The organism is Streptomyces sp. NWU339, assembly GCF_003143855.1.
In the GTDB taxonomy this organism is placed as follows: Bacteria; Actinomycetota; Actinomycetes; order Streptomycetales; family Streptomycetaceae; genus Streptomyces.
On the sequence record NZ_QFRK01000009.1, the window covers coordinates 236,413 to 261,597 of the forward strand.

20 protein-coding genes are annotated in these 25,185 nt (G+C 72.0%); 8 read left to right on the forward strand and 12 right to left on the reverse strand.

The features are described 5' to 3' along the window. Positions 1 to 11 precede the first annotated feature (11 nt). From DIZ27_RS13700 to DIZ27_RS13715, 4 genes are all read left to right on the forward strand, one after another. The gene (locus tag DIZ27_RS13700) at positions 12 to 227 is read left to right on the forward strand and encodes a type A2 lantipeptide (protein WP_109378651.1); all 216 of its coding nucleotides are present in this window, start codon (positions 12 to 14) and stop codon (positions 225 to 227) included. Positions 228 to 416: 189 nt separating this feature from the next. Further along, on the forward strand, positions 417 to 1,223 hold the full coding sequence (locus DIZ27_RS13705) for an HlyD family efflux transporter periplasmic adaptor subunit (protein WP_109378652.1): 807 nt from the start codon (positions 417 to 419) through the stop codon (positions 1,221 to 1,223). Then, positions 1,220 to 3,442, forward strand: coding sequence for an NHLP family bacteriocin export ABC transporter peptidase/permease/ATPase subunit (locus DIZ27_RS13710; RefSeq protein ID WP_109378653.1), 2,223 nt, complete (start codon positions 1,220 to 1,222; stop codon positions 3,440 to 3,442). The genes DIZ27_RS13705 and DIZ27_RS13710 overlap by 4 nt, the downstream gene beginning before the upstream one ends. Position 3,443: 1 nt before the next feature. Further along, positions 3,444 to 6,272: an NHLP bacteriocin export ABC transporter permease/ATPase subunit gene (locus tag DIZ27_RS13715; RefSeq protein WP_109378654.1), complete on the forward strand. Its 2,829-nt coding sequence runs from the start codon at positions 3,444 to 3,446 to the stop codon at positions 6,270 to 6,272. Between the two features lie 232 nt (positions 6,273 to 6,504). Here the strand turns inward: DIZ27_RS13715 and DIZ27_RS13720 are convergent, their stop codons facing one another. From DIZ27_RS13720 to DIZ27_RS13740, 5 genes are all read right to left on the reverse strand, one after another. Next, positions 6,505 to 6,939, reverse strand: coding sequence for a subtilase-type protease inhibitor (locus DIZ27_RS13720; RefSeq protein ID WP_109378655.1), 435 nt, complete (start codon positions 6,937 to 6,939; stop codon positions 6,505 to 6,507). Positions 6,940 to 7,347: 408 nt separating this feature from the next. Beyond that, positions 7,348 to 8,928, reverse strand: a complete 1,581-nt coding sequence (locus tag DIZ27_RS13725) for an RICIN domain-containing protein (protein ID WP_109378656.1) — start codon at positions 8,926 to 8,928, stop codon at positions 7,348 to 7,350. A 341-nt stretch (positions 8,929 to 9,269) separates the two neighbouring features. Beyond that, complete coding sequence (locus tag DIZ27_RS13730; protein WP_109378657.1) at positions 9,270 to 9,647, reverse strand: toxin Doc; 378 nt, start codon at positions 9,645 to 9,647, stop codon at positions 9,270 to 9,272. 3 nt (positions 9,648 to 9,650) lie between these two features. Further along, the gene (locus DIZ27_RS13735; RefSeq protein ID WP_109378762.1) at positions 9,651 to 9,896 is read right to left on the reverse strand and encodes a hypothetical protein; all 246 of its coding nucleotides are present in this window, start codon (positions 9,894 to 9,896) and stop codon (positions 9,651 to 9,653) included. A gap of 175 nt (positions 9,897 to 10,071) precedes the next feature. Further along, complete coding sequence (locus tag DIZ27_RS13740; RefSeq protein WP_109378658.1) at positions 10,072 to 12,315, reverse strand: glycoside hydrolase family 9 protein; 2,244 nt, start codon at positions 12,313 to 12,315, stop codon at positions 10,072 to 10,074. 363 nt (positions 12,316 to 12,678) lie between these two features. On the opposite strand from DIZ27_RS13740, the gene DIZ27_RS13745 reads away from it, so the two are divergent. Further along, a complete protein-coding gene (locus tag DIZ27_RS13745; protein ID WP_109378659.1) occupies positions 12,679 to 15,099 on the forward strand; it encodes a SpoIIE family protein phosphatase in 2,421 nt (806 codons plus the stop codon). Then, positions 15,096 to 15,710: a DUF4232 domain-containing protein gene (locus DIZ27_RS13750; RefSeq protein WP_258308353.1), complete on the forward strand. Its 615-nt coding sequence runs from the start codon at positions 15,096 to 15,098 to the stop codon at positions 15,708 to 15,710. Before DIZ27_RS13745 ends, DIZ27_RS13750 begins: the two co-directional genes overlap by 4 nt. A gap of 33 nt (positions 15,711 to 15,743) precedes the next feature. On the opposite strand, the gene DIZ27_RS13755 is transcribed toward DIZ27_RS13750, so the two are convergent. Further along, positions 15,744 to 17,579 carry a ricin-type beta-trefoil lectin domain protein gene (locus tag DIZ27_RS13755; RefSeq protein ID WP_258308354.1) on the reverse strand — a complete coding sequence of 612 codons (1,836 nt, stop codon included), beginning with the start codon at positions 17,577 to 17,579 and terminating at the stop codon, positions 15,744 to 15,746. A 733-nt stretch (positions 17,580 to 18,312) separates the two neighbouring features. Between DIZ27_RS13755 and DIZ27_RS13760 the strand changes: the two genes are divergently transcribed. Beyond that, positions 18,313 to 18,618, forward strand: coding sequence for a DUF4235 domain-containing protein (locus DIZ27_RS13760; protein ID WP_109378660.1), 306 nt, complete (start codon positions 18,313 to 18,315; stop codon positions 18,616 to 18,618). Positions 18,619 to 18,714: 96 nt separating this feature from the next. Here DIZ27_RS13760 and DIZ27_RS13765 read toward each other — a convergent pair whose 3' ends face one another. Next, on the reverse strand, positions 18,715 to 19,107 hold the full coding sequence (locus DIZ27_RS13765) for a VOC family protein (protein ID WP_109378661.1): 393 nt from the start codon (positions 19,105 to 19,107) through the stop codon (positions 18,715 to 18,717). A gap of 329 nt (positions 19,108 to 19,436) precedes the next feature. On the opposite strand from DIZ27_RS13765, the gene DIZ27_RS13770 reads away from it, so the two are divergent. Continuing rightward, positions 19,437 to 20,468 (forward strand): 7-epi-alpha-eudesmol synthase, encoded by a 1,032-nt coding sequence (locus tag DIZ27_RS13770; RefSeq protein WP_109378662.1) that lies wholly within the window; start codon positions 19,437 to 19,439, stop codon positions 20,466 to 20,468. A gap of 99 nt (positions 20,469 to 20,567) precedes the next feature. On the opposite strand, the gene DIZ27_RS13775 is transcribed toward DIZ27_RS13770, so the two are convergent. From DIZ27_RS13775 to DIZ27_RS13795, 5 genes are read right to left on the reverse strand one after another with little or no spacing between them, the layout of a single operon-like run. Beyond that, positions 20,568 to 21,818, reverse strand: coding sequence for a cytochrome P450 (locus DIZ27_RS13775; protein WP_109378663.1), 1,251 nt, complete (start codon positions 21,816 to 21,818; stop codon positions 20,568 to 20,570). Then, positions 21,815 to 22,420 carry an ATP/GTP-binding protein gene (locus DIZ27_RS13780; protein ID WP_109378664.1) on the reverse strand — a complete coding sequence of 202 codons (606 nt, stop codon included), beginning with the start codon at positions 22,418 to 22,420 and terminating at the stop codon, positions 21,815 to 21,817. Before DIZ27_RS13780 ends, DIZ27_RS13775 begins: the two co-directional genes overlap by 4 nt. Then, positions 22,401 to 22,772 carry a DUF742 domain-containing protein gene (locus tag DIZ27_RS13785; protein ID WP_109378665.1) on the reverse strand — a complete coding sequence of 124 codons (372 nt, stop codon included), beginning with the start codon at positions 22,770 to 22,772 and terminating at the stop codon, positions 22,401 to 22,403. The genes DIZ27_RS13780 and DIZ27_RS13785 overlap by 20 nt, the downstream gene beginning before the upstream one ends. Further along, positions 22,769 to 23,179, reverse strand: coding sequence for a roadblock/LC7 domain-containing protein (locus DIZ27_RS13790; RefSeq protein WP_109378666.1), 411 nt, complete (start codon positions 23,177 to 23,179; stop codon positions 22,769 to 22,771). Before DIZ27_RS13790 ends, DIZ27_RS13785 begins: the two co-directional genes overlap by 4 nt. Further along, complete coding sequence (locus tag DIZ27_RS13795; RefSeq protein WP_109378667.1) at positions 23,176 to 24,978, reverse strand: ATP-binding protein; 1,803 nt, start codon at positions 24,976 to 24,978, stop codon at positions 23,176 to 23,178. The genes DIZ27_RS13790 and DIZ27_RS13795 overlap by 4 nt, the downstream gene beginning before the upstream one ends. Positions 24,979 to 25,185 lie beyond the last annotated feature (207 nt).

Genomic DNA, 25,185 nt, shown 5'->3' on the forward strand with positions numbered 1-25,185 from the left:
GAAGTTCCATCATGAACTCCACCCCCCAGGTCGAGACCGTCGAGATCTCCGACGCCGAGCTCGACAACGTCTCCGGCGGCCTGTCCGTGAACGCCGTGAACACCGTCACGGGCGCGGTGGACGGCATCGCCCCGGTCTCCGGCCTGGCCAACACGGCCGTCGGCACCGTCGAGGGTGTCACCGGCCTGAACACCGCCCCGGTCACGAACCTGGTCGCCGGTCTCTGATCGCGCCCTTGTGTCACTGAGTCCCGGAGCCACCCCCCGGCTCCGGGGCTCAGCGTTGCTCCAGGTCCCGTCGCCCCGACGGACGGGACGTCACGACAGGACCCGGCGCCCCCGGCCGGTCGCCCCGCCGGCTCAGCCGAGCCGTACCCCGCCGTCCTTCGCAGAGTTCACGCAGGTGAGGGAAGAACCGTGCAGTTCCGCCAACAGGCCCTCGCCAAGCTCCAGTCGCCCGAGGAACTCGATCTCCCGGTGCGCTTCGCCCGGCCGCAGGGCTGGCTGGTCCTCTCCGTGACCGTGGTCGCCATGGCGGCCGCCTCCGTGTGGGCGGTGACCGGGTCCGTGACCTCCACGGTGGCCGCGCCCGCCGTCCTGACGCACGGGCAGGGCAGTTACGTCCTGCAGAGCCCCCTCGCCGGCCAGGTCACCGCGGTCCTCGCGAAGCAGGGCGAGCGGCTGCCCGCGAACTCCCCCGTCCTGAAGGTCCGTACCGAGCAGGGCGACGCCGTCGTCCGCACTCTGGACGCCGGCCGGATCACCGCACTCGCCGCCAGCGTCGGGCAGATCATCACCACCGGCGCGAACGTCGCCGCCGTGGAGAAGGTCGCCGACGCCGACGACCCGCTGTACGCGACCGTCTACGTCCCCGCCGAAAGCGCCGCCGGTATTCCCGCGCGCGCCGCGGTCGACCTCACCGTGCAGTCGGTGCCGAGCCAGGAGTACGGCGTGCTGCGCGGCGAGGTGAAGTCGGTGGACCGTTCCGCGCAGTCCGCCCAGCAGATCACCGCGTTCCTCGGGGACAGCCAGCTGGGCGAGCAGTTCACGAAGAAGGGAAGGCCGGTGGCCGTCACGGTCGAACTGGAGAAGTCGTCCGCCACGAAGAGCGGTTACCAGTGGTCCTCCGCCCAGGGGCCGCCGTTCCCCCTGACCTCGATGACCCTGGCCTCGGGCTCCATCCGGCTGTCCGACGAACGTCCCGTCGACTGGCTGCTGCCGTGACCACCGCACAGGAGACCCGCGGCCGGCGCCGTGCCGCCCCGCCCCGGCGCAAGGTGCCCAAGGCGCGCGGGAAGACCGTCCGTACGCCCACCGTGCTCCAGATGGAGGCCGTGGAGTGCGGCGCCGCCTCCCTGGCGATGGTGCTCGGCCACTACGGCCGCCATGTCCCGCTGGAGGAGCTGCGGATCGCCTGCGGTGTCTCCAGGGACGGCTCGCGCGCCAGTAACCTGCTGAAGGCGGCCCGTGGTTACGGGCTGACCGCCAAGGGCATGCAGATGGACCTGGCCGCCCTCGCCGAGGTGACGGCGCCGGCCATCCTGTTCTGGGAGTTCAACCACTACGTCGTCTACGACGGCATGGGCCGCCGGTTCGGCCGTCGCGGGGTGTTCGTCAACGACCCCGGCAAGGGCCGCCGTTTCGTGCCGCTGGAGGAGTTCGACGGCAGTTTCACCGGTGTCGTCCTGACGCTGGAACCCGGGCCGGACTTCACCCGGGGCGGTCGCAGGCCGGGCGTCCTCGGTGCGATGCCGGCCCGGCTGCGCGGCACGGCGGGGACCATGCCCGCCGTGGTGCTGTCGAGCCTGCTGCTGGTGGCGGTCGGCGCGGCGGTGCCCGGACTCAGCCGTACCTTCATCGACGAGTTCCTGATCGGCGGCCGGACGTCGATGCTGGGCGTGCTGTTCACGTCGATGGGCGCCTGTGTGCTGCTCACCCTGGTGCTGACCTGGCTCCAACAGGCCAACCTGCTGCGCGGGCGGCTCGTCTCCTCCACCCTGTCCAGCGCCCGCTTCCTGCGGCATCTGCTGCGGCTGCCGGTGACGTTCTTCTCCCAGCGCAGCCCGGCGGACCTGGTGCAGCGCCTGCAGTCCAACGACGCCGTGGCCGAGACGCTGTCCCGGGACCTGTCGGCGGCGGGCGTGGACGCCGTCGTCGTCCTGCTGTACGCGGTGCTGCTGTACACATACGATCCGCAGCTCACCTTCGTCGGGATCGGGGTGGCGCTGCTCAACGTCCTGGCGATGCGGATCGTCATCCGGCTGCGCGCGACCCGTACGGCGAAACTGCGCGCGGACACCGCACGCCTCACCAACACGGCGTACACCGGTCTGCAGCTGATCGAGACGATGAAGGCGACCGGCGGTGAGGACGGCTACTTCCGCAAGTGGGCCGGGCAGCACGCGACCACGCTGGAGGAGCAGCAGCGGCTCGGTGTGCCGAGTGCCTGGCTCGGCGTGGTCGCGCCGACGCTCGCCACGCTCAACAGCGCGCTGATCCTGTGGATCGGCGGTATGCGCGCGGTCGAGGGGTACATCTCGGTCGGTCTGCTGGTCGCCTTCCAGGCACTGGTCACCCGGTTCACCGCGCCGCTGACCCGGCTCAACGGTGTCGCGGGCCGGATCCAGGACTTCGCGGCGGACGTGGCCCGGCTGAAGGACGTGGAGAACTTCCGGGCCGACCCGCTCTACGGCCGCCCCGGCGCCGGGGAGTCCACGCGCCGGCTGCGCGGCCATGTCGAGCTGCAGAACCTCACCTTCGGCTACAACCCGCTGGACAAGCCGCTGTTGACCGGCTTCGACCTGACCGTCGGGCCGGGCCGGCAGGTGGCGCTGGTCGGTGGTTCCGGCAGCGGCAAGTCCACGGTGTCCCGGCTGATCTCGGGCCTGTACACGCCGTGGGAGGGCGTGATCCGGATCGACGGGCAGCGCATCGAGGACATTCCGCGCGGGGCGCTGGCCGCGTCCGTCTCCTTCGTCGACCAGGAGGTGTTCCTCTTCGAGGGCACCGTCCGCGACAACGTGGCGCTGTGGGACCCGTCGATCCCGGACGAGGCGGTGGAGGAGGCGCTCCGGGACGCGGCCCTGTACGACGTGATCACGCGTCGGCCGGGCGGCATCCGGAGCCGCGTCGAGCAGGACGGCCGGAACTTCTCCGGCGGGCAGCGCCAGCGTCTGGAGATCGCACGGGCGCTGGTGCGGCGACCGAGCATCCTGGTGCTGGACGAGGTGACCAGCGCGCTGGACGCCGAGACCGAGCTGGTCGTGATGGACAATCTGCGCCGGCGCGGCTGTGCCTGTGTGGTGATCGCACACCGGCTGAGCACGGTCCGGGACAGCGACGAGATCGTCGTCCTCGACCACGGCACGGTCGTGGAGCGCGGCCGGCACGAGGAACTGGTGGCGCGCGGGGGCGCGTACGCCGCGCTGGTCAGGGAGCGATGAGATGACGACGACCGTGCAGGAGGGGCACGGGGGCGACCTCGTGCTGGGTGCGCTCGGTTCACTGGGCACGCGGATGGACTGTGCCGGGTTCAACCGGCTGGATCTGGCGGGGCCGCAGACGCTGTGGCTGATCGCGGCCGGCTCGGTGGACCTGTTCGCCGTCGATGCCGAGGAGCAGGGCCACTGGCACCACCTGGGCCGGCTGGAGGCGGGCTCGCTGCTGCTCGGCCCCGGCACGGGACCGCGGCACACCCTGGTGGCCCGGCCGCTGCGGGACTGCGTGGTGCACCGTATCGGCCTGCGCGAGCTGTACCAGGCGGCGGACACCCAGACCTGGTCGTACGACGAGTACGGCAATCCGCAGTACGTCCCGCCGACCACGAGTCCGCTGGAGTACGCCCTCGCCCTCGGTGTGGGCCGCAGTCTGTCGGTGCTGTTCCAGGCGCCGATGGCCACCGAGCGGGCCGCCGCGCCCAGCGACGACGACGTGTTCTGGATGCAGGTGCCGCCGGGCAGCGTGCAGTACGGCTCGCTGTACGGCGCCGAGGCCGCGGCGGACCTGCTGATGGATCCGGCGCTGTGGCAGAGCCTCGTCGACCAGCAGTACCGGCTGATGACCACGCTGGACCGCTGGATCGAGCAGTTGGAGCACACCCACGAGACACGCACCGCCGAGGGCATCAAGGCCGGTGAGGCGGTCCGCGCCCAGGCCGACCGGACGCTGCTCGCCGCCATCGGCAAGCGGTCGGCGCAGGGAACGACCGCGGCCGACGCGGACGCCACGTACGCGGCCTGCGAGCTGGTCGCGCGGGCGGCCGGGATCACGCTCGCCGAGCCGGCCCGGTCGGGCACCGGCAGCGATCGTCTCGATCCGGTCGAGCAGATCGCCGTCGCGTCCCGTCTGCGCACCCGTGCCGTACGGCTGGACGGCCGCTGGTGGCGGGACGACGTCGGTCCGCTGGTGGGTCACCGGGCGTTGTCCGGCGCGCCGGTGGCGCTGCTGTGGCGGCGCGGCGGATACGTCGCGGTGCACCCCGCGACGGGGCGGGAGACGCCGGTGGAGAAGGCGAACGCCGCGGAGTTCGAGCCGCAGGCGGTGATGTTCTACCGCCCGCTGCCCGAGCGGCGGCTCAGCCCGCTCAGGCTGATGCGGTTCTGCATGTCGGGCACCCGCGGCGATCTGACGGGGCTGCTGCTCAGCGGTCTGGTCACGGTGGCGATCGGGGCACTGGTGCCGATCGCCACGGGCAAGGTGCTCGGCGAGTTCGTGCCGAAGGCGCAGACCGGGCTGATCGTGCAGGTGTGTCTCGCGGTGATCCTCAGCAGTGTGGTGGCCGCCGCCTTCATGCTGCTGCAGAACCTCACCCTGCTGCGGCTGGAGGGCCGGGTGGAGGCCACGCTCCAGCCGGCCGTGTGGGACAGGCTGCTGCGGCTGCCGACGTCGTTCTTCACCGAGCGCTCGACCGGTGAGCTGGCGAGCGCGGCCATGGGCATCAGCGCGATCCGCCGGCTGCTGGCCGGGGTCGGGCCGACGGTGGCCCAGTCGGTCACCGTCGGCGCGATGAACCTGGGGCTGCTGCTGTGGTTCAGCGTGCCGATGGCGTTGGCCGCGATCGGGATGCTCGTCGTCATCGCCGCGGTGTTCACGGGGCTCGGGCTGTGGCAGGTGCGGTGGCAGCGGCGTCTGGTGGTGCTCACCAACAAGCTGAACAACCAGGCCTTCCAGACACTGCGCGGCCTGCCGAAGCTGCGGGTGGCGGCGGCGGAGAACTACGCGTACGGGGCGTGGGCGTCCGAGTTCGCCCGCAGCCGTGAGCTCCAGCAGAAGGCCGGCCGGATCAAGAACCTGACGGCGGTGCTGGGCGCGGTCTATCTGCCGCTGTGCACGCTGGCGATGTTCATGCTGCTGGCGGGCCCGGCGCGCGGCTCGATGACGGCGGCCGAGTTCCTCACCTTCAACACGTCGGTGACGATGGTGCTGACCTCGGTCACCCAACTGACCGGCGCGTTCGTCTCCGGGGTGGCCGCGCTGCCGCTGTTCGAGCAGATCCGGCCGGTGCTGGACGCGACGCCCGAGGTGCGGGCGGCGAGCACCCGGCCGGGCCCGCTGAGCGGGGCGATCGAGGCACGGCGGGTCTCCTTCCGCTACTCGGACGACGGTCCGCTGGTCCTCGACGACGTCTCCTTCGAGGTGCGGCCGGGCGAGTTCGTGGCGGTCGTCGGCCCCAGCGGCTGCGGCAAGTCCACACTGCTGCGGCTGCTCATCGGCTTCGACCGGCCGCTGTCGGGAAGTGTGCTGTACGACGGTCAGGACCTGGCCGCGCTCGATCAGTCGGCGGTGCGCCGGCAGTGCGGTGTGGTGCTCCAGCACGCCCAGCCGTTCACCGGTTCCCTCCTGGACGTCATCTGCGGCACCGAGCCGTACACTCCCGAGGAGGCGATGGCGGCGGCCGAGATGGCGGGGCTCGCCGAGGACATCCGGCGGATGCCGATGGGTCTGCACACCATCGTCTCGGGCAGCGGCGCGGTCTCGGGTGGCCAGCGGCAGCGGCTGATGATCGCCCAGGCGCTGATCCGCCGACCGCGCATCCTCTTCTTCGACGAGGCGACCAGCGCCCTGGACAACGAGACGCAGCGCACGGTGATCGAGAGCACCAAGGCGCTGCGGGCCACCCGGGTCGTCATCGCGCACCGGCTGTCGACGGTGCTGGACGCTGACCGGGTGGTGGTGATGGAGCATGGCAAGGTGGTCCAGCAGGGCCCGCCGGCCCACTTGCTCGCCGACCCGGCCGGGCGGCTGCACGAACTGGTGCGACGGCAGATGACGTGAGCCGGCCCGCGGATCGGCGAGAGCGTCCCGGGGAGCGTCGGACACGAGTCCGACATGCTTCTGGAGTCGTGTTCCCGTCAAGGGGAGCAAGCCTCCGGAAACGCCGGAGGCCGGCGGGCGGCCCCACTCCGCCCGCCGGCCCCCTTGTGCGAGACCGCACGTTCCGCGAGGAGGTCGGTACTCCCCAGTACCCCGACCGCCGCGCGGTCACGGGAACCGTGCGGTCCCGGTCTCAGAACGTGAGGACGCCCGAACCGTGGGCGTTCATCACGCATTCGTTGGGGAAGGTGCGCTCGTAGGACACACGCTGCCCCTGCCACACGCCGTCGACGGTGACCACGACCGGGTCGTACTGCTTGGTGCAGAACACACCCTCCGCGGCAGTCAGCGCGCGCAGGTCCCCGCCCACCGCGGCCAGCTCCCCGCACGCCGCGGCCGCGGCCGGGTGGGTGCCCGAGGCCTCGGGGGCGCAGGTCAGGGTGACGGCGCGTTCCGGCGTGACGGCCGCCGCGCTCTCGCCGCGCCCCATGGTGAGCACGAGGGCCGACGGGGCGTAGAGCGCGGACGGGGCGTCGCCCGGGGCGGCCGACGCGCCGTGGGACAGAGGTGCGCAGACGGCCGCGGCCGTCAGGGCGAGGGTGGCGGCCCAGCGCGCGGTGTTCCGCATTGTGTGCATCCTTCCGCTCGTTTCGACGAGGTGCCGGACCCTGCTCGGTGGTGCCGGACCGGCGAGCGGGAGTCTGCCGAGTCCGCCGCGGAAACACACGTCGACCCTGCCGGTTTCGGTAACCTTGCGTATTGAATCAGTGGCGCGAAGTCACGGAACGCGGAAACGCGAACCCTGTAATCACAGGGGTGCCGCGTGTGCGAAGTGGCCAGATGGCCGAATTCCCGCCGCTCAGCAATAGGCCTGAAACATTCCGATTCCGCTGTCGGCCGACCATTCCGCGACAGCTTGTGTTCATGATTCCTCCGCCGTCCGCTCATCGAACCGGACCTCGCCCTCGGCCTGTCGGGGCGGTGGAGCGGAGTGGAGTGTGCCGGGGCGGTGGACTGCCACGGCACACGGTTCACGTCAGGAGTCCTCGGCCGACTCCACCGGTTCGGTCACCCAGCGCTGGCCCTCGGCCCGGTCCCGCACCCTGACGACGATGTCGGCGTTCGCGTCAGGGCCGGCCGGGGCGAGCGCCAGCTGTTCGTCCCAGCGGGGCAGCAACTCGCCCTGCACGGTGAGGTCGTAGCGCACGTCGTCGCCCCGGCCGTCGTTCTCCTCGGCGCAGGTGGCGAGGACGACGACGCCGGCGTCCTTGTGCGAGTCCAGGCACAGACCGGGGTCGGCCACGCTGCGCAGCAGGCCGTCGTCCTCGTAGGTCCACTGCTGGCTCCACCGTGCGGAGCACGGCGCCAGCCGGGTGCCGACGCCGTCCCGGGGCTCGCCCCGGGTGTCCAGGCACAGGCCGGAGGCGGCGTTGCGCAGGAGGGTCTGCTCCGGGCCCGTGGGCAGACCGGCCACGCCCGGCGGGGACTCGGTCGGTACGACTCCTCCGCCGCCGGCCGCGCTGGTGGCGCCCGTCGGGTCGGTGCCGCCGCCGTCGGGTGTGGAGGGCCCCGCGATGAGCACACTCACCAGCACGCCGGCCGAGACGGCTCCGAGGCCGGTGAGCAGGGTGCGGGTGGAGCGCACCGCGTCCGGGAGTCCCAGGCCGGTCAGGCGGGCGGGTGCGGGAATCCGGGACAGGAGGCGGTGCCGGCTACCGCCGGACCGTCCGCCGCCGCCCCGGTGTCCGCGGCGGGCGGCGCGGCCGCCGCGCGGGCCCGGCGTCGCCCGGCCGGGGCGGGAGTCGAGGTAGCGGCGGGCGCCCCAGCCGAGGACCGCCTCGGCGAGGAGCGTGCCGAGACCGCCCTCGAAATGGCTCAGCTGCTCGGCCGCGTTCCGGCAGTAGCGGCAGTCCGTCAGGTGCTGCTGCACATCGGGGAGCAGCGTTCCGCCCCGGCGGATGGGCACGTCGAGGAGCCGGTTGTAGAACCGGCAGTCCTTCGTGGGCGCGAGTTCCTGATGGGCGTGGACGCAGCCCTGACGGAACGTGTCACGCGCCTGTTCGAGCGCGCCCGACGCGATGTCGGGATCGATGCCGAGCAGACCGGCCGGGACCGATATGGGTTCCGCCTCGACCTCCACGTGCCAGAGCACGCAGCGTGCGAGGGCGGGCAGGGAGCGGAAGGAACGCTGGGCGAGCGTGCGGTTGTCCGGCGTCATCGTCTTCGCCGCGCGCATGCCGCGTCCGCCTGCGGGTTTCTGCAGGTCGGGCAGAGCGTCCGCCGTGCGGTCGTCGGCGGCCCATTCCCGGACCGTGTCCCGCACGGCCACCAGCAGCACCGGGCGCAGCGCGACGGCCGGTTCGCCGAGGGCGATCCGGTCCAGGACCCGGTGCTGTGCCGCCGCGGTGACCATGGCGGCCGTCGGCCCCGACGAGGCGAGGCAGACGGTCGCGTAGTCGTGCATGGACGCCCAGTGACGCGCCGTCAGCAATGCCACGGACTGGGCGGCCTCGCTCTCCGGGCGGCCTCGCAGCCGCGTGGCGAGGACCTCGTCGGATTCCCCCGGATCCCCGCCGGGAGGGGGATAGGGAGACCGACGGGGGTGAGGGGTGGGCACTGAGGTGGTTCCTTCCCACGCGCAGGTGACACAGAAGTTCTGACGCCCAAAAGGAAAGTCCCCGAGTGGTCCATACCTCTTGGCGGCTTTGCGCGGGAGGACGCGAATTCACCTACGGTGAAATCGGATCCGGTTCGTCAACGCGCGTGCGACCCCGGATTTTACCCCCTCGTGGGCGGCTCACTCTCGCACACCCGCACATGGCCAACAAGGCACTTGGGCAACCTCCGCCCGTTGACGGAAAGTCGATACGAAAAGCCCGGCCGACGCCCCTCGCACCGGCTTTCCACCTGCACGTTTTCCCCTGCGCCATCCCCCGGTTCACATTCCGGGCGGCGGTGTCAGATCTGCCAGGACCGCAGTCGGTCCGCCGCCGCGTAGACGTCCGCCGTACCGGACATCAGATCGCGGGCCAGGTCGACGATCGCGCCGTAGGGCGGGTCGATGCCGGCACCGCTGACGAACATGTACGCCACGGCCGTCGCGCAGGCGAAGCGGGCGTTGGCCGACGGCAGTGGCCGGAGCAGGGCGAGGGTGTGCAGCAGGGCGGCGGCCCGCCAGGCGGGGTCCGAGTTCACGCCGAGGCGGGGCGGGTCGACGCGATGCCGGGCGACGGCCGCGACCAGCGCCGAGAAGTCGTTGATGGTGGGCTGGTCCGGGAGGACCTCCTCGTGCCGCTGCAGCAGCCAGGGCACGTCTATGTGCAGGACGGGTCCCATCGGTCAGGCGGCCCGCCCCTCGCCCTTGGCGCGTGGTTCGTCGTCCGGGAAGGCGGCGGCGAACTCGTCGGCGTGGGAGGCGAAGAACCGACGGAACGCCTCCGCGCCCTCCTGCAGCGCCCGGTGGCGCGCTATGTCGGCCGCGGCCGCCTCGCGCACGAGCGCCTTCATCGATGTACCGCGCTCCTTGGCGATCTGCCGCAGGTCCTCGAGTTCACGGTCACTGAACTCCACATTGAGAGCAGGCATGCCCTCACCGTACATCTCAGGTACTCGATCGTAAATATGCGCAGATCAGAGCGGTTGTGAACCGGTACCGACCGGACAGGCGGGAGCGAGTCTGAGGTGCTGCCCCGCGGAACGGGGCGGCATCTCAGGCGCCGGTGCGGATCCTCCGGTCCGCCTCCTCGGGCCGGCGCCTCGCCTATCCCTGGTCGGCCACGAAGGAGGCCATGCGGGTCAGGGCGGCGTTCCAGTTGACGGTGTGCTCGTTGGTGGACCAGGACTGGATGTCGTCGATGAAGCAGAACTGGCCGACGCAGCCCTGGAGCTTCGACTGCGCGTAGGGGTCCTGGATGCTCGAGTTGGGGCCGCCGGAGAGGGTTCCCACGGGCGGGTTCGGCAGCGCCGGGTCGAGTTGACGGGCGTACCAGCGGCTGTGCTGGTTGTGCGCGTTGACCTCGCCGTATCCGGTGACGTAGGAGATGTTCAGGGCGTTGCGGCCCAGGATGTAGTCCATGCTCTGCAGCGCGCCGTCCCGGTACTTCGCGGCGCCGGTGAGGTCATGGGCGGTGGCGAGGACGACCGCGTTGTTGAGGACCTGGTGGCTGGAGCCCCAGTCGTACACGTGGTCCTCGGGCGCGTACGGCATGCCGTACGGGTGGGCCCTGAGCGTGGCCAGGTAGCGGTCGGCGCCCTTGACGACGGAGCTTCGGACCTTGTCCCGGCCGGGCAGCGCGTTCGGCACCGTCGCGAGGTCGAGCCGGCCGGCCGCCGCGGTGCGCGACCAGTCGAAGCCGAGGGGACCGAAGATGTCGGCGGTGTGCACCGGGGAGTTCAGGATGTACGTCTCGAACTGCCGCTCCCCCGTGGTGAGATACAGCTCGGCCGCCGCCCAGTAGAACTCGTCGCCTACCTGGTCGTCCGGGTAGGCTCCGCCGCCGGTGCCGTCGTCCGGGCTCGCGTACTCCTGCGGGTGGGCGAGCGCGGCCCTCCAGGCCGCGCGCGCGGCCACCAGCGTCCGCGCCGCGAACTCCCTGTCGTAGGACCGGTACAGGCGTGCCGCCTGGGCGGCCGTGGCCGCGAGGTTCAGGGTGGCCGCGGTGCTCGGCGGATGCAGCTCGCGCCGCTGCGGGTCGTCGCTCGGCAGCAGCGGCAGTCCGGTCCACTGCTCGTCGTGGATCTTGTGGTGGGCCATGCCGGCCAGCGGCTCCCCCTCGGGCACCTGCATCTTCAGCAGGAACTCCAGTTCCCAGCGGGCCTCGTCGAGGATGTCGGGCACCCCGTTGCCGCTCTCCGGGATGTCCAGAGTGCCGTCGCCGAGTCTGTCGGCCTGTCCGGTGCGGGCGTGCCGGGCGCGCTCGTAGGTGCTGAGCACCTCCCAGGTGCTGATGCCGCCGTTGACGACGTACTTGCCGTGGTCGCCGGCGTCGTACCAGCCGCCGGTGACGTCGAGGGTGTAGTCGCAGACGCCCGGTTGGCAGGGCACCTCGCCGTCGCCCCGGTTGGGCGCCGCGTCCACGTGTCCGGCGGGGCGGGCATAGCCGGGGCGCAGGTCGTCGCGGATCTCGATGCCGCTGCGCTGGGTGTAGTAGTACTTCGCCGAGTCCAGCCGCAGCCGCTCATAGGCGCTCGCGTCGATGTCGAAGGGCCGGCTGGTCTCGCCGTCCACGACCAGGGTGTAGCCGGTGCCCCGCTGACGGTGGGCACCGAAGTCGACGGAGTGCACGTTCTGCCCGGAGGAGCCGTCCACCCCGCGCGGCACGGTCGTGCCCTGCCGGACGACCCTGCCGTCGGCGTCCTTCAGCCGCCAGGGCAGCTTCCCGGTCGCCTCGGTGACCAGGGTGGCGTTCTTCGGCCCCGCCGGCAGGTAGGCGACCTGGTTGACGCGGACCCGAGGCCCGGTGTCGGGCTCGTACGGCTCGGGCGCCACGCCACCCAGCAGGGAGACGTCGTCCACGCAGAAGCGCCAGGGGTCGGCGCTGCCGCCGAGCTGGAGGCCGACCTGGCCCTGGGAGGTGTCGACGGGGGAGGTGAAAGTGTAGGAGTACGTGTCGCCGGAAACGCCGAGCTGCGGGGTCATCTCGAAGTAGGTGTCGTACGGCGCCACCGACAGGCCGACGATCGCCCGGACCACGTGGCCCGCGGGCGAACCGGTCGCGGTGAAGGTGAAGCGGTACGACTCCCCCTTCACCAGAGTGATGTCGTTCTGGCCGACGGCAGCGTCCCACCGGTTGGCGGTGCCGCCGGGGACGTCGGCGCACAGACGGCCCTCGGACAGGCCCGTGGTGACCCCGGCGGAGGCCCACCAGGGGTCGGTGGTGGTGTCGAAGGTGCCGTTCCTGACCTGCTCGACCCCCGCCGCCCCGGCCGGGGCGGCGGGCAGCGCGGTGAGCGCACTCGCCAGCAGGCCGGCGAGGGACAGCAGAGCGGTTCTGCGTCTGTTCACGTCTGGACTCCTCTGGGGGGAGGACACGGCGGCAGCACGGCATGGGGCGCGCTGCGTCTGGGGACAGCACGGGAGCACCATCGAATGGGAGCGCTCCCATCAATACGGGACCATGGTTGTGGCAGACATGACACTCCGTCAACGGCTGGGACGGGACCGGTGACGAACGCCGGGCGGACGGCGGTGCGGACACTGCGGGGAGCCGGCCCCGGCGACCGCTTCGGGCACCGCACCCGCCACTGCCGCCCCAGCCTCGCGTCCCGGGCCGACCGGGGCACCGGGCCACGTCCGGCTTCGACGCACTAGGCTGGAACTCTGGCGATCCACCAGTTCACGGTGAGTGTGCGCGATGGAGTGGCGACGATGAGGCCGGACGACCCGTTCGACGATCCGGGGACGGCCCGCGCCGTCATCGCCGCCGACGGCACCCTCGTACGGTGGAACGAAGGCGCCCGGCTGCTGCTGGGCCACAGCGCCGAGGAGGTGGTCGGCCGCGCCGCGGCCGACCTGCTCGCCACCGGCGCGGAACCGCCCCCACCGCCCTCGGGCACGCTCTGGAGCGGCACACTCGCGCTTCGGCACCAAGACGGTGGCACCGTCACCGTATGGGTGCTCGCCCACCGCGTCCGGCGGGAGGACGGCGGCACCGGCGACTGGCTGGTCGTCACACCGCTGGGGTCCGGGGAAACCGATCCGGCCGAGGATCCGCTGCTCCGGGCGGCCATGTTCCAGTCCCCGTGCGCCACCGCGGTCTTCGACCGGGACCTGCGCCTGCGCGGTGTCAACGACGCGATGGCGGCCCTCCTCGGGCTGCCTGCCCGCCAGCTGCGCGGGCTCAGGCCCACCGAGCTGGGCAGCCAGCCCCGGCACTTCGAGTTGGAGCGGCACATGAGCCAGGTGCTGCGGAGCGGCCGGGGCCACGACATGCAGATCCGCGTACGTGCCGCCGGGGAGGGCGGTGGACAGACCTGGCTGGCCCGGATCGCGCCCCTCACCGACGACGGCGGCCGGGTGGCCGGCGTATGCGTGACGGCCCACGACTTCACCGAGCAGTACAGCGCGCGGGCGCGGCTGCAACTCGTCAACGAGGCCAGCATACGCATCGGCACCGCCCTCGACGTCACCCGGACGGCGCAGGAGCTGACGGAGGTCTGTGTGCCCGCGCTCGCCGACTTCGTCAGCGTCGACCTGCTCGAGCAGAGCGACCTGGGTGCCGACGCCACCGGTCCGCCGACCCTGCCGGTCACGCTGCGCCGGGTGGCCCACCGGTCCCGCAACCCGGGTGGTTTCGAGTCGATCGCCGACACCGACGAGGTGATCGTCTACCCGGCCGCCGCACCCCAGGCCGATTCGCTGCTCGCCGGCCACAGCGTCGTCGCCTCGGTGCCCTCGGGCGATCTCAATCCGTGGCTCGCGGCCGACGAGACCCGCGCCCGGCAGGTCCGGGAGCTCGGCGTCCACTCGATCCTGTCCGTCCCCCTCCAGGCCCGCGGTACCACTCTCGGCGTCGCGGTGTTCACCCGGTTCCGGCACCCCGAGTCCTTCACCCACGACGACGTGCTGCTGGCCGAGGAGGTCACGGCACGGGCCGCCGTCTGCATCGACAACGCCCGCCGCTACTCCCGTGAACGCGAGACCACCCGCACGCTCCGGCGCAGCCTGCTCCCCCGCGGCCTGCCCCGGACGGCCGCGGTGGACTCCGCCTCCCGGTATCTGCCGGCCGCGCGCTCCGGCGTGGGCGGCGACTGGTTCGACGTGATCCCGCTGTCCGGGATGCGGGTGGCCATCGTGGTGGGGGACGTCGCCGGCCGCGGCATCCAGGCCTCCGCGACGATGAGCCGGCTGCGTACGGCCGTCCGTACCCTCGCCGACATCGACCTGGCCCCCGACGAACTCCTCACCCACGTCGACGACCTGGTCCTGCACCTCGCCCACGAGGCGGCCGGCGACGGTGACGACGGCCGTGGCGAGGCCGCCGACAGCGGTCACGGCGAGGTCGGCGCGACCTGCCTGTACGCGGTGTACGACCCGGTGTCCCGGCGCTGCACCCTGGCACGGGCGGGGCATCCGCCGCCCGTCCTGGTTCCGCCGGACGGGCCGGCCCGCGTGCTCGACCTGCCGTCCGGACCGCCGCTGGGCCTGGGCGGCCTGCCCTTCGAGTCCGTGGAGCTGGAGTTGTCCGAGGGCTCCGTGCTGGCGTTCTACACCGACGGGCTGACCGAAGGCCCGGCGGGCGACACGGAGACCGGCCGGCTGACGCTCACCGACGCCCTGTCGAACGCGGCCTCGGGGTCGCTCGACGAGGCCTGCGACCGTGTCCTGGACACCCTGCTCGGTCCGGGCAGCAGGACGGAGGACGCGGCCCTGCTGCTGACCCGTACCCGCGGGCTGCCGTCCTCCCAGGTCGCCACCTGGGACATCCCTGCCGACCCGGCGCTGGTCGCACCGATCCGCAAACAGGTCCTGGACCAGCTGGGCATCTGGTCCCTGACCGAGGCGTCGTTCACTGCCGAGCTGGTGGTGAGCGAGCTGGTCACCAACGCGATCCGTTACGGCGCCCCGCCCATCCGGCTCCGGCTCATCTGCGACGCGGCGACGCTGATCTGCGAGGTGTCCGACACCAGCCACACCGCCCCGCACCTGCGGCGCGCCAAGACCTGGGACGAGGGCGGACGGGGGCTGCTCCTGGTCGCCCAGCTCACCCAGCGGTGGGGCAGCAGGCACACCTCCGAGGGCAAGACCATCTGGGCCGAACTGGGACTCCTGGAGCAGGAGGAGCTGTGAGCGCTTTCCGAACCACCACGGGCAGGGCCTTCGTGCGTCGGGCGGCTGTACTCGCGAGTGCGCTGGTGGTACTCGGCACGGTGGCGTCCTGCGGCACCGGTACCGGCACCGAGGCCTCCGGCGTCACCACGGTCTCGGATGCCGGTGACGCCTCCGCCGTCACCGCCTCCGGGAGGACGGCCGACCTCGCCACGGCCCGCTGCCACACCTCCGAGTTGCGCGCCCGGGTCGGCGGCGTGGATCCGGGCGCGGGTCAGCGCAACTTCCCCGTCGTACTGACCAACGTCTCCTCCCACGCCTGCACCCTGTACGGCTATCCCGGCGCCGCCTTCGTGGACGCGTCCGGCAGGCAGCTCGGCCCCGACCCGAAGCGCTCCCCCGGTGACGCCGTGCGTGTCGCACTGGAGCCCGGCGAGAGCGCGTGGGCGGGGCTGCGGTACTCCGCGCCCGGCATCAGCGGGGCGCGCACGGCCACCCCTGCGGCGCTGCGGGTGACCCCGCCGGACGAGCGGGACTCCCTGAAGGTGCCGTGGACGGCCGGTGCCGTGCCCGTCGCCGGTGACTTCTCCGCGGTGTTCGTCACGGTACTGGGCGAGGGCACCGGCCCCTGACACGGGTGCGTGCGTCCGCCCGCGGCGGACGCCTCACCGTCGCGGTCCGTCGGCGCCCCAGTTGACGACCTTCTTCCGCGGGTCGGGCTCCGAGGCGTGGATCGCCCAGCGCTGGGTGTCCGAATCGTCGCGGGTCTTGAGGACGAGGGCGCCCGAGCCGTCGGTCGCTGCGGGTGCCAGCCCCAGGTCCTGGCCGGAGCGGGGCACCAGGCTGCCTTGAACGGTGAAGTCGTAGCGCGCGCTGTCGGCGTTCGCCCGCGCCGGGCCCGTGCACCGGGCCAGCCGCACCGAGTAACCGAGACGGGAGTCGAGGCACAGGTCCGGTTCCGCGGCGTTGCGCAGCAGCCCGTCCGTCTCGTACGTCCACTGCTGGACCTTGCCCGTCGAGCAGGCGGTGAGCTCGGTCTCGGCTCCCGCGACGGCACGGTCGCCGACCACGCCGACGCACAGGCCGGAGGCGGTGTTGTGCAGCCGCCCGCGCAGGGCACCCTTCACCACCTCGCCGGAGCCGGGCGAGGGGTCGCCGGGCTCCGGCGAGGTGCCCTCCTCGGCACCGGGGGTTCCGGAGGGACGGCCGTCGCCCCGCGCGGAGGCGTCGGAGCCGCCCGAGGTCCACAGCACCAGCGGAAGGACGATCAGCCCGCTGACCGTGAGGATGCCCGCGGCGAGGTTGCGCCGGCGCGCGGCCCGGCGGGCGGCCTTCCGGGCGACGCGGGAACCGGCGCGGAGCACGGCGCCTCGAGGACCGGTGCGGGGTGCCGCACGTCGCCCGGGGCGGGAAGCGGGACGAGGGCCCGGGTGCGTGGCGGGAGATGGGGCGGTGTTCGGGACCGGGGGCACGGTGGGGGCGGTGCGGGGTTCCTCGGTGGGAAGGGGCGGGATCGGCGCCGGGCCGATGAACGGCTCGTCCGCCGTGCCCGAGGGCCCGTCTGCGGGGCCGGGGAAGGCCGCGCCGACGAGGCCCTCGGGCGACGGCCGTTCCTCGGCCGTCGAGCCGCCGTCCGTGGACCCGTCCGCCGGCTCGTCGGTGGCGTCGGCCGCCCGTGCCCGGCTCTCCGCGTACTCCCGTGCGCTCCAGCCGAGGACCGCCTCCGCCAGGGCCGTGCCGAGTCCGGTGGTGAAGCAGGCGAGTTGGTCCGCGGCGTGCCGGCAGTGGACGCAGCTGTCCAGGTGTGTGCGCAGGTCCGGGTCGAGTTCGGTGCCCGCTCGCCGGTAGGTCACCTCGAGCAGGCGGAGGTAGCGTCGGCACTCCTGGTCGGGGGCCAGTTCACCGTGGAGCTGGAGGACTTCGTCGCGCAACCGGTCCTGGGCGCGGTGCAGTTCGATGCGGGCGCCCTCCTCGTCCAGCGCGAGCAGCCCGGCAGGGACGCGGAGCGGTTCGGACTCGACCTCCACGTGCCACAGCAGGCAGCGCGCCGACTGCGGCAGTCGCTGGAACGCCCCTGACAGCAGGCGCCGTTCGGGCAGCGGCAGCAGCCGAGTGGCCGGCCGCCGGTCGTCACCGGATTCGGCGGTGAGATCGGGACGGAGCATGTCGCGCCGGTGGTCGCCGCTCCACTCGGCGGCGATCCTGCGGACCGTGACGAGGAGTTGGGGTCGCCACGCGGAACCCGGCCCGTTGTGCTTCAGGGTCTCGCCGAAGAGCCGGGTGAACGCGGCGGTGGTGAGCATCCCGGCGGACCGCGGGCCGTCGGTGCACAGTCGGGCGTAGCCGAAGACCGACTCCCAGTGCCGGTCGAGCAGTTCACCGGCGGGGTGCAGCGCCGGTGTGGCACCCGTCCACTTCCGCAGCTCGGCGGCCAACTGCTCGTCCGTCACATCGGACGAATGGGCCGGAACCCGGGAATGCGACAGACCGGTGTCCTTCACGGATGCAGTCCTCTCGAGGATGCGCGGAATAAAGTCCGTACCAGCGGGCCCGCAGCCTCACCGAGGATACGACGGGAGCCCGTCCGTACGGGATTCGGCATTTCGAACACCCGTCCGGAACAGCTCTTTTGGAGCCGATAGGCCTGCGGGAGCGGCCACGCGCACGCCAGGACAAAAGACATTGTCCGCACGCCGGTGCGACCCACTTTTGCACAGGTCAACGAGCAGGAACAAGGGACTCCGTGGTTTCGCGCATTTCTCTCACGGCCACTGGCTTTTGACAAAGTGTCAATGGAATTCGAGGTACTTGATTTCACGTACCCGATCATCCGGTTCGATGCCCGGTGTCCCGAAAGGGGCACGGCCGACCGGTCTGTGCCTGGGCCGCGGCGGCGCGGACGGCGACGTGCAGGAAGGGTTTCCCGGACTGTTCGGTCACCCGGAGCCCTGGTCGCTCGTCCGGTCCGCCGCACCGTACGGCCTTCGGGCCGCTCCCCACCCGGGGACTCCGGAATTTTCCTCGCTCCGCTGCGCATGACGGCCCGGTCGACGGGCACCCGCAGGTCGGGCCCCGCTGCGTTCCCCCGTCGCGGCGGGGCTCTCCGCCCTGCCTCCCACGCCTCTCGCACTCCCGAGGCACCCGGTCGGGTGCGGTGGGGCCGTGCCCCCGGCGCAAAACGGGGAACGTGGTCACAGGGACTCTTGAACGCTGGAACCGACCTGGGAGATCCACGTGGCGAAGAAGACCAAGAAGAAGAAGCTGCCCCTGGCGTACAAGCCCATCGGGTTCGCACTGGGCTGGACGAGCGGCACCCTGGCGGGGCTCGCCTTCCAGAAGACATGGAAGCTGATCCGGCACGAGGACAACGCGCCTGACGCGCTGGACCGGGACCGCCACTGGGGCGAGATCCTGCTGGCCGCCGCGATCCAGGGCGCCATCTTCGCGGCGGTACGCAGCGCCGTGGACCGCGCGGGCGCCAAGGCCATCGAGCGCTCGACGGGCTACTGGCCGGTCCCGGACAAGGGCGGACGTGACTGACTGAGGCGGCGCCCTGCCTCCACTCCCCCGCCCCGGTCCCGGCGCCCGGCGCGTCCGGGGCCGGGACCGCAGGGGTCTCGGTGGGGGAGGTGCCCGTCAGCCCTGTTTCGGCCCCACCGGCACCCCGCGGCGCAGGGTGAAGGAGTGCCCGGCCGGGTCGGCGTAGCCGCGTTCCTCCCGGGAACCGGTGACGTCCTTCGTCTCCACCGCACGCCCGCCGAGGCCCACGATCAGGCGCTCCGTGGCATCCATGTCCTCGACCACGAACTCCAGGTGCGCCTGGAGCGAGTTCTCGGGGCGCGGCCAGCTCGGGGCGGTGGTGTTGACGTCGCGGCGCAGCGCCAGCCGGAAGCCGTCGGCGGCCCGGATCTCCACCCGGTTGGCGTTGGCGTCGGCCACCTCGGCCTCCAGCAGCTCCCGGTAGAACTCGGCGAGTTTCTCGGGCTCGGCGCAGTCGAGCACCACCACTCCGGCGTGTACCAGTGCCATGTCTTCCTCCACGGGATCCGGGTCCGTCCGGGCCCGGGGCGGCACCCCGGCCCGTACCTGGCACCTGTCCCCGCTCGACGGTTTCAATCTGCGCAACAAGTCCATTGACTTCAGGGGTGTTTGGGCTGGTAAGCACCTCAAGTGGCCTGTGAGGTAGCAGACATCACGAGGGACGCCCGGTGTAGATCATCTGGGATCTGGGCAGCTTCGTACCGCTTCCCGGTTCAACTTTCGTTCCGCGAAGCCGAGTTCAAGTGTGCGGGCGGTCGCGAAGACGGCCCGCCCGCAGGGCTGGGGGACTCTGCGTTCCGCCTCCCGAAAGGAAGCACATGTCTCAGGACGTCCGGTTCGACCTCCCCTTCGACACCCCTGTCAGCGAGCATCTGGAGTACGCCCGCGCGCGCCATCTGCGCTGGGTGTGGGAGATGGGCCTGGTCCGCAGCCGGGACGGATTCGACGAGTACCGCTCCTGGGACCTGCCGCAGGCCGCCGCCCGCACCTATCCGTACGCCTCGGCCGAGGACATGGTCGTTCTGATGAACTGGTTCTCCCTGGCCTTCCTCTTCGACGACCAGTTCGACTCCGGCCGGCCGGACCGCGCGGACCTGATAGCGGACGTGGCGCGGGAGCTGATCGTCACGCCGCTGCGGCCGGCGGGAAGCACTCCTCGGGTGGTCTGCCCGATCACGGTGGCCTGGGCTCAGGTCTGGGAACGCCTCTCGGATGGCATGTCCCTGACCTGGCAGACCCGGTTCGCGGCGTCCTGGGGGCGGTTCCTGGTGGCCCACTGCGAGGAGGTCGACCTGGCGGCCCGCGGGCTGGCCGGGACGCTCGGCCTCGACGAGTACACCGTGTTCCGGCGCCGTACCGTCGGCATCCACCACAGCATCGACGCCGGTGAGCGCAGCCGCGGCTTCGAGGTGCCGGCACGGGCGATGGCGCATCCGCTGATGGAGCGGATGCGTGATCTGGCCGCGGACACCATCGGGTTCATGAACGACATCCACTCCTTCGAGCGGGAGCGTCGCCGCGGCGACGGCCACAACCTGATCGCGGTACTGCACCGGGAGCGCGGCTGCTCCTGGGAGGAGGCCGCCGCCGAGGCGTACCGCATGACGACCGCCTGCCTGGACGAGTACCTCCTCCTCGAGTCGCGGGTGCCCGACATGTGCGACGAGCTGGGGCTCGACACGGAGGAACGCGACCGGGTGGACAAGGGTGTACAGGCCATTCAGCACTGGATCGAGGGCAACTACGAGTGGGCCCTGACCAGCGGCCGCTACGCGACGGCGAAGGAGGGAGCGGTGGCCACGGCCGAACAGGCGGGCCGCGGCTCGGTCGACGACCTGTTGACCGTGTGAGCCGGCGGTGCTGCGCGACCCCGTGGCGGGGCCGCGCAGCACCGCCGATCACGGTGGCCGGCCCGGTCGGCGGCCGCGACGCCGACGGCGCCGCCGACGTCACACACTGAACTCGACGGGCAGGCGGTCCAGCCGGGTCTCCCAGGTGGAGGCGGTCGAGGACAGTTCCCCCGGCGGCACCGCCAGGCGCAGGTCCCGCAGCCGGTGCAGCAGGACGTCCACGGCGATCTCGATCACGGCCAGGCCGATGTTCTGGCCCGGGCACTCGTGCGGTCCGCCGCTGAACGCCAGGTGCGACTGGTTGCCCTGCACGGACACCCCGGCGTCCGGGCGGATCTCGGGGTCCTGGTTGCCCGCCGCGAGGCCCAGCACCAGCAGGTCGCCCTCGCGGACGCGGTGACCGCCGAGTTCCAGGTCGCTGGTGGCGAACCGGCCCGGCAGAACGGCCAGCGGCGGGCTGTTCCACATGACCTCCTCGACGACCGCGGAGACGTTCAGCCGGCCGCTGATCAGCCCGGAGAGCCGTGCGGTGTCCGTGAGGACCAGTTGGAGCACCCTGGCCAGCAGGTTGCTGGTGGTGGTGTGGCCGGCGATCAGCACCAGCCGCAGATGGCTGACCACCTCGTCCTCGTCGAGCCCGGCGTGGTGGGCCAGCAGGGCGGTGGTGAGGTCGCTGCCGGGTTCGGACCGCTTGCGCACGACGAGCGCCCCGAGGATCTCCTGGATGCGGCTGTCGTGCGTGACGGCGTCCTCGCCGCCCTTGAGGACCTGGGCGCAGGACTCGACCAGGTCGCGCCCCTCCGCCTCGGGCAGCCCCAGGACGCGGGTGAGTACCAGCATCGGCAGGTAGTCGGCGTAGTCGCTCACCAGATCGGCGCTGCCCGAATCCACGAAGGCGTCGATCTCCTTGTTCGCGAAGTGCGTGGCGTGCCGTCGGACACCGCGGCCGGCCGCGGCCTGGAGTCCGTCGGTGACGGCTCCGCGCAGCCTGCGGTGCGGCTCGCCGTCCTGGGAGACGCAGTCGGGGCGCCAGCCGAGCATCGGGACCAGCGGCGAGGTGTCCGCTACGCGCCCGGCGCGCCGGTCCCGCCAGATCCGGGCGTCCCGGGTGAACTGGCGGGGGTTGTCGAGCACCCGGCGGTTGTCCCGGTAGCCGAGCACCAGCCAGGCCGGCACGTCGCCCTCCAGGAGCACCGGCGCGACCGACCCGTGTTCCTCGCGCAGCCGCTCGTGGATGCCGCCCGGATCACCGGCAGCTTCCTGCCCGTACAGCCGGGCGATGTCCGCGCCGTGGTGGGCGACGGGGCAGCCGCGGGCCGCGTCGGGGGCGTTCTCGGTCGGGGCGCTCATCGGGACTCCACGGCCACGGCCGAGCGTTCCCGCAGGTGATGGATGAGGGTGACGAGCACATCGCGGCTGGCGGCCCGGTCCCGTGCGTCGAAGGCCACGACCGGGATGTGTTCGGGGATGTCCAGGGCGTCCCGGATCTCGTCCACCGGGTAGTGCTTGGAGTCGGGGAAGACGTTGAGGGCGATGACGAAGGGCACCTTCTGCCGTTCCATCTCCTCGATCGCCCGGAAACTGGAGGCCAGCCGCCGGGTGTCGACCAGGACGACGGCGCCGAGCGCGCCCTTGAACAGCCCGTTCCACAGGAACCAGAACCGCTCCTGGCCGGGCGTGCCGAACAGGTACAGGACCAGGCTGTCGTTGATGCCGATCTTGCCGAAGTCCAGGCTGACGGTGGTCTCCTCCTTGTCGGCCACACCGATGAGGTGGTCGACGGCGGCGCTGGCCTGGGTGAGGGTCTCCTCGGTGGTGAGCGGCTTGATGTCGCTGACCGACCGGACCATCGTGGTCTTTCCGGTACCGAAGCCGCCGGCGATCATCACCTTCACCGAGCGGGTGTCCCCGGCCGTATGCCGGCCGGCTTGCTCAAAGCCTTTCAAGTCCACTGAGTACCTCCTCAAGGAGCGCGAGGTCGGGCCCGCGGCCGGCGTCGTGGGCCGGCATGGGGTCACGGGCTTCGACGTGGCCTTCGTCCAGCAGGTCCGACAGCAGCACGGCGAGAATGTTGAACGGCAGTCCGAGGTGGGCGCCGAGTTCGGCGACCGAGAGCGGATCGCGGCAGTGCCGGACGATCTCCTCGTGCTCGTGCTGCATCCCCGGGAGGGGAGCCGAGCGGGAGACGACGAGGGTCGCCACGTCGAGACTCGACGCCGAACCGCCCGGTCCGCTGCGCCCTCCGGTGAGGACGTAGTAACGCTCGAGACCGGACGGATCCGACGGCCGACGGGGAGCACTCATCCAGAGTGCTCCTCCAGGCGCGGAGTGGTGCCGAGGAGCTCTCCCATTCTGCGGGCGAGGTCTCTCATCTGGTGTCCGAGCAGGCCCTGGTCGAGGCCCTCCCGGGCGAGGACGCCGAGGTAGGTCTCCACACCGGCGCGGACCACGAAGAGGTGGCCGCCGTCGACCTCGATCATCGCCAGCCGCAGCTGCCCCGCGTAGGAGGGGAACTGTTCGGCGACCGGCTGGGCCAGCGCCTGCAGGCCGGCCACCACGGCCGCGAAGCGGTCCACGTCGTCGGGGTCGTCCGCCCCGAAGGAGGTGATGGCCTTGCCGTCGCTGGAGGCCACGAGGGCGAAGCGGATCTCCTGGATGCTCTCGACGAGATCGCGGAGCGCCCAGCTCACGTCGTTTCCCTGTTGTGTCATGGGGTGTGGTCGCTCTCCTCGGTGCGGTGCTCGGTGGACTCGCGTCCTGCGGGGGTGTCACCGGTGGTGGCCTTTTCGGGCGCCGCGCCGGTGTCGCGTTCTTGGGAATCGTGCGCCACCGCGTCGTGTGCCGCGCTGTCACGTCCGGCGATGTCGCGTCCGGCGGTGGCGAAGGCGGCGAGGCCGGCGAAGGACGCGTCCGGTGGTACGGGGGTGACGGTGCTCGGCCCGCCGTGCTCGGGCCGTCCCGTCGGCTGCGGCTGCTTCTCGGCCCGCCTGGCGCTGCGGCGGCGGGGCAGTCCGCCGGGCGTGGTGGCCGGTGCTCCGTCGGACTCCGGGGGCACGGCGGAGTCGGTCGGCCAGCGGTCGGCCTCCCCGTCGTCGGTGACCGCGGTCCAGGGCAGGACGGACGGGGCGGCGGGGGCCTTCGGCACGGAAGCGGCCGGCGCCGCGGCGGCCGTGGGCAGCGGGCTGAAGTACTTGTGCGGTACGACGACCACCACCGAGGTGCCGAGCCACGGCGAGTCCGCGAAGGTGACGCGGATGCCGTAGCGGCGGGCGAGGACTCCGACGACCCTGAGGCCGATGTTCGCGTCCTCGCTGATGCCGCCGATTCCCGCGCCGGGCGCGGTGCCCGCGAGGGCGTGTTCGGCCTCGCGCTTCTTCTCCTCGCTCAGGCCCTTGCCGGAGTCCTGGATCTCGATGCCGACGCCGTTCGGGACCTCCTTGCCGGAGACGATCACGGGCTCGGTGGGCGGCGAATAGCGCGCCGCGTTGTCCAGCAGATGCGCGAAGATCAGCGTGAGGTGGTCCACCAGGCCGCCGTCGACGCCGAGTTCGGGCAGCCGACGCAGCTGGACGCGGTGGAAGTCCTTGATCCGGCCGATGCCGCCGCGCAGCACGCTCAGCAGCCGCTGCGGCTCCTGCCACTGCCGGCCGGGCCGGTCCGAACCGCCGAGCACGCCGACACTGGCTGCGAGACAGTCAGCGGGGCCGATCTCCTGGTCGAGCTCCATCAGGCCTCGGGCGACGACCGGGAGGCGGCCGTGCTCGCCCTGCAGCTCGTGCAGCCGGCCCCGGAGTTTGCTGGTCAGTACGTGGATGCGGTTGCCGATGCTGATGACGGCCTGTTCGGCGGAGGTGGAGCGGTCGAACTCCTCCTCGAGCGCCATCAGGGCGATCCGCAGGGTCCTGCGCAGTTCGGTCTGGAGTTCGGCACCGGCCTCGGCGCTCCGGTTGACGCTCGGCAGCACGTCGTCGATGGCGTCACCGGCGCGCAGCCGCTCGATCGCCTCCGGCAACTGCTCGTCGGCGAGCCGGGTCACCGCGGCCAGTTGGTGCGCCGACTGCTCCCGCAGAACCTCACGCTGCTCGGCGATCCGCACTTCGTGACCGGCGGCCTGTTCGGCCAGCCGGGCGTCGTGGTCCGCGGTCTGCTCGGCGATCCGTTCCTCGAAGGACTTTGCCTGGGCGGTGAGTTGGTCCTCGTGTGCCGTGTTCCGGTCGGCGAGGAGCCGTTCGTGTGCGGCGTTCTGCTCGGCGAACCGCTCCTCGTGGTCGGCCCGTGCGGCACGGAGGGTGTGTTCCGTGCGGGCCAGTCGGGTCCGGGTGCGGAGCAACAGCCGTACGCATACCGCACCGGCCGCCGTGACGGCGGCGCCGGCGACGGCCGTCGTCATTCGCTCCGAGCTCATGAACGTGGCGGCAACCGTCCCGCCGCCCAGGCCCAGCGGCATCAACCACCAGCTGTACCAGGCGACAGGGGGCCGCACCGCCGGTGGCGGAGTGGCGAGTTCCATCTGCATCCTTCGAAGCAACACGATCGAACAGGGGGGTGTGCAAGGGATCGCACTCAGGGGTACGGACCGCGAACGGGCGCGGCGTGATCGCTTCAACTCGCAGCGCTGTCAAGGAGCTTATCGGTTCCCACCGCAAAAGGATCAAGTTCGAGGGGTGGCGGAAGTGAGGGTTCCGTCACGCTCCGGAGGAGAGACGAGGGTACCCAA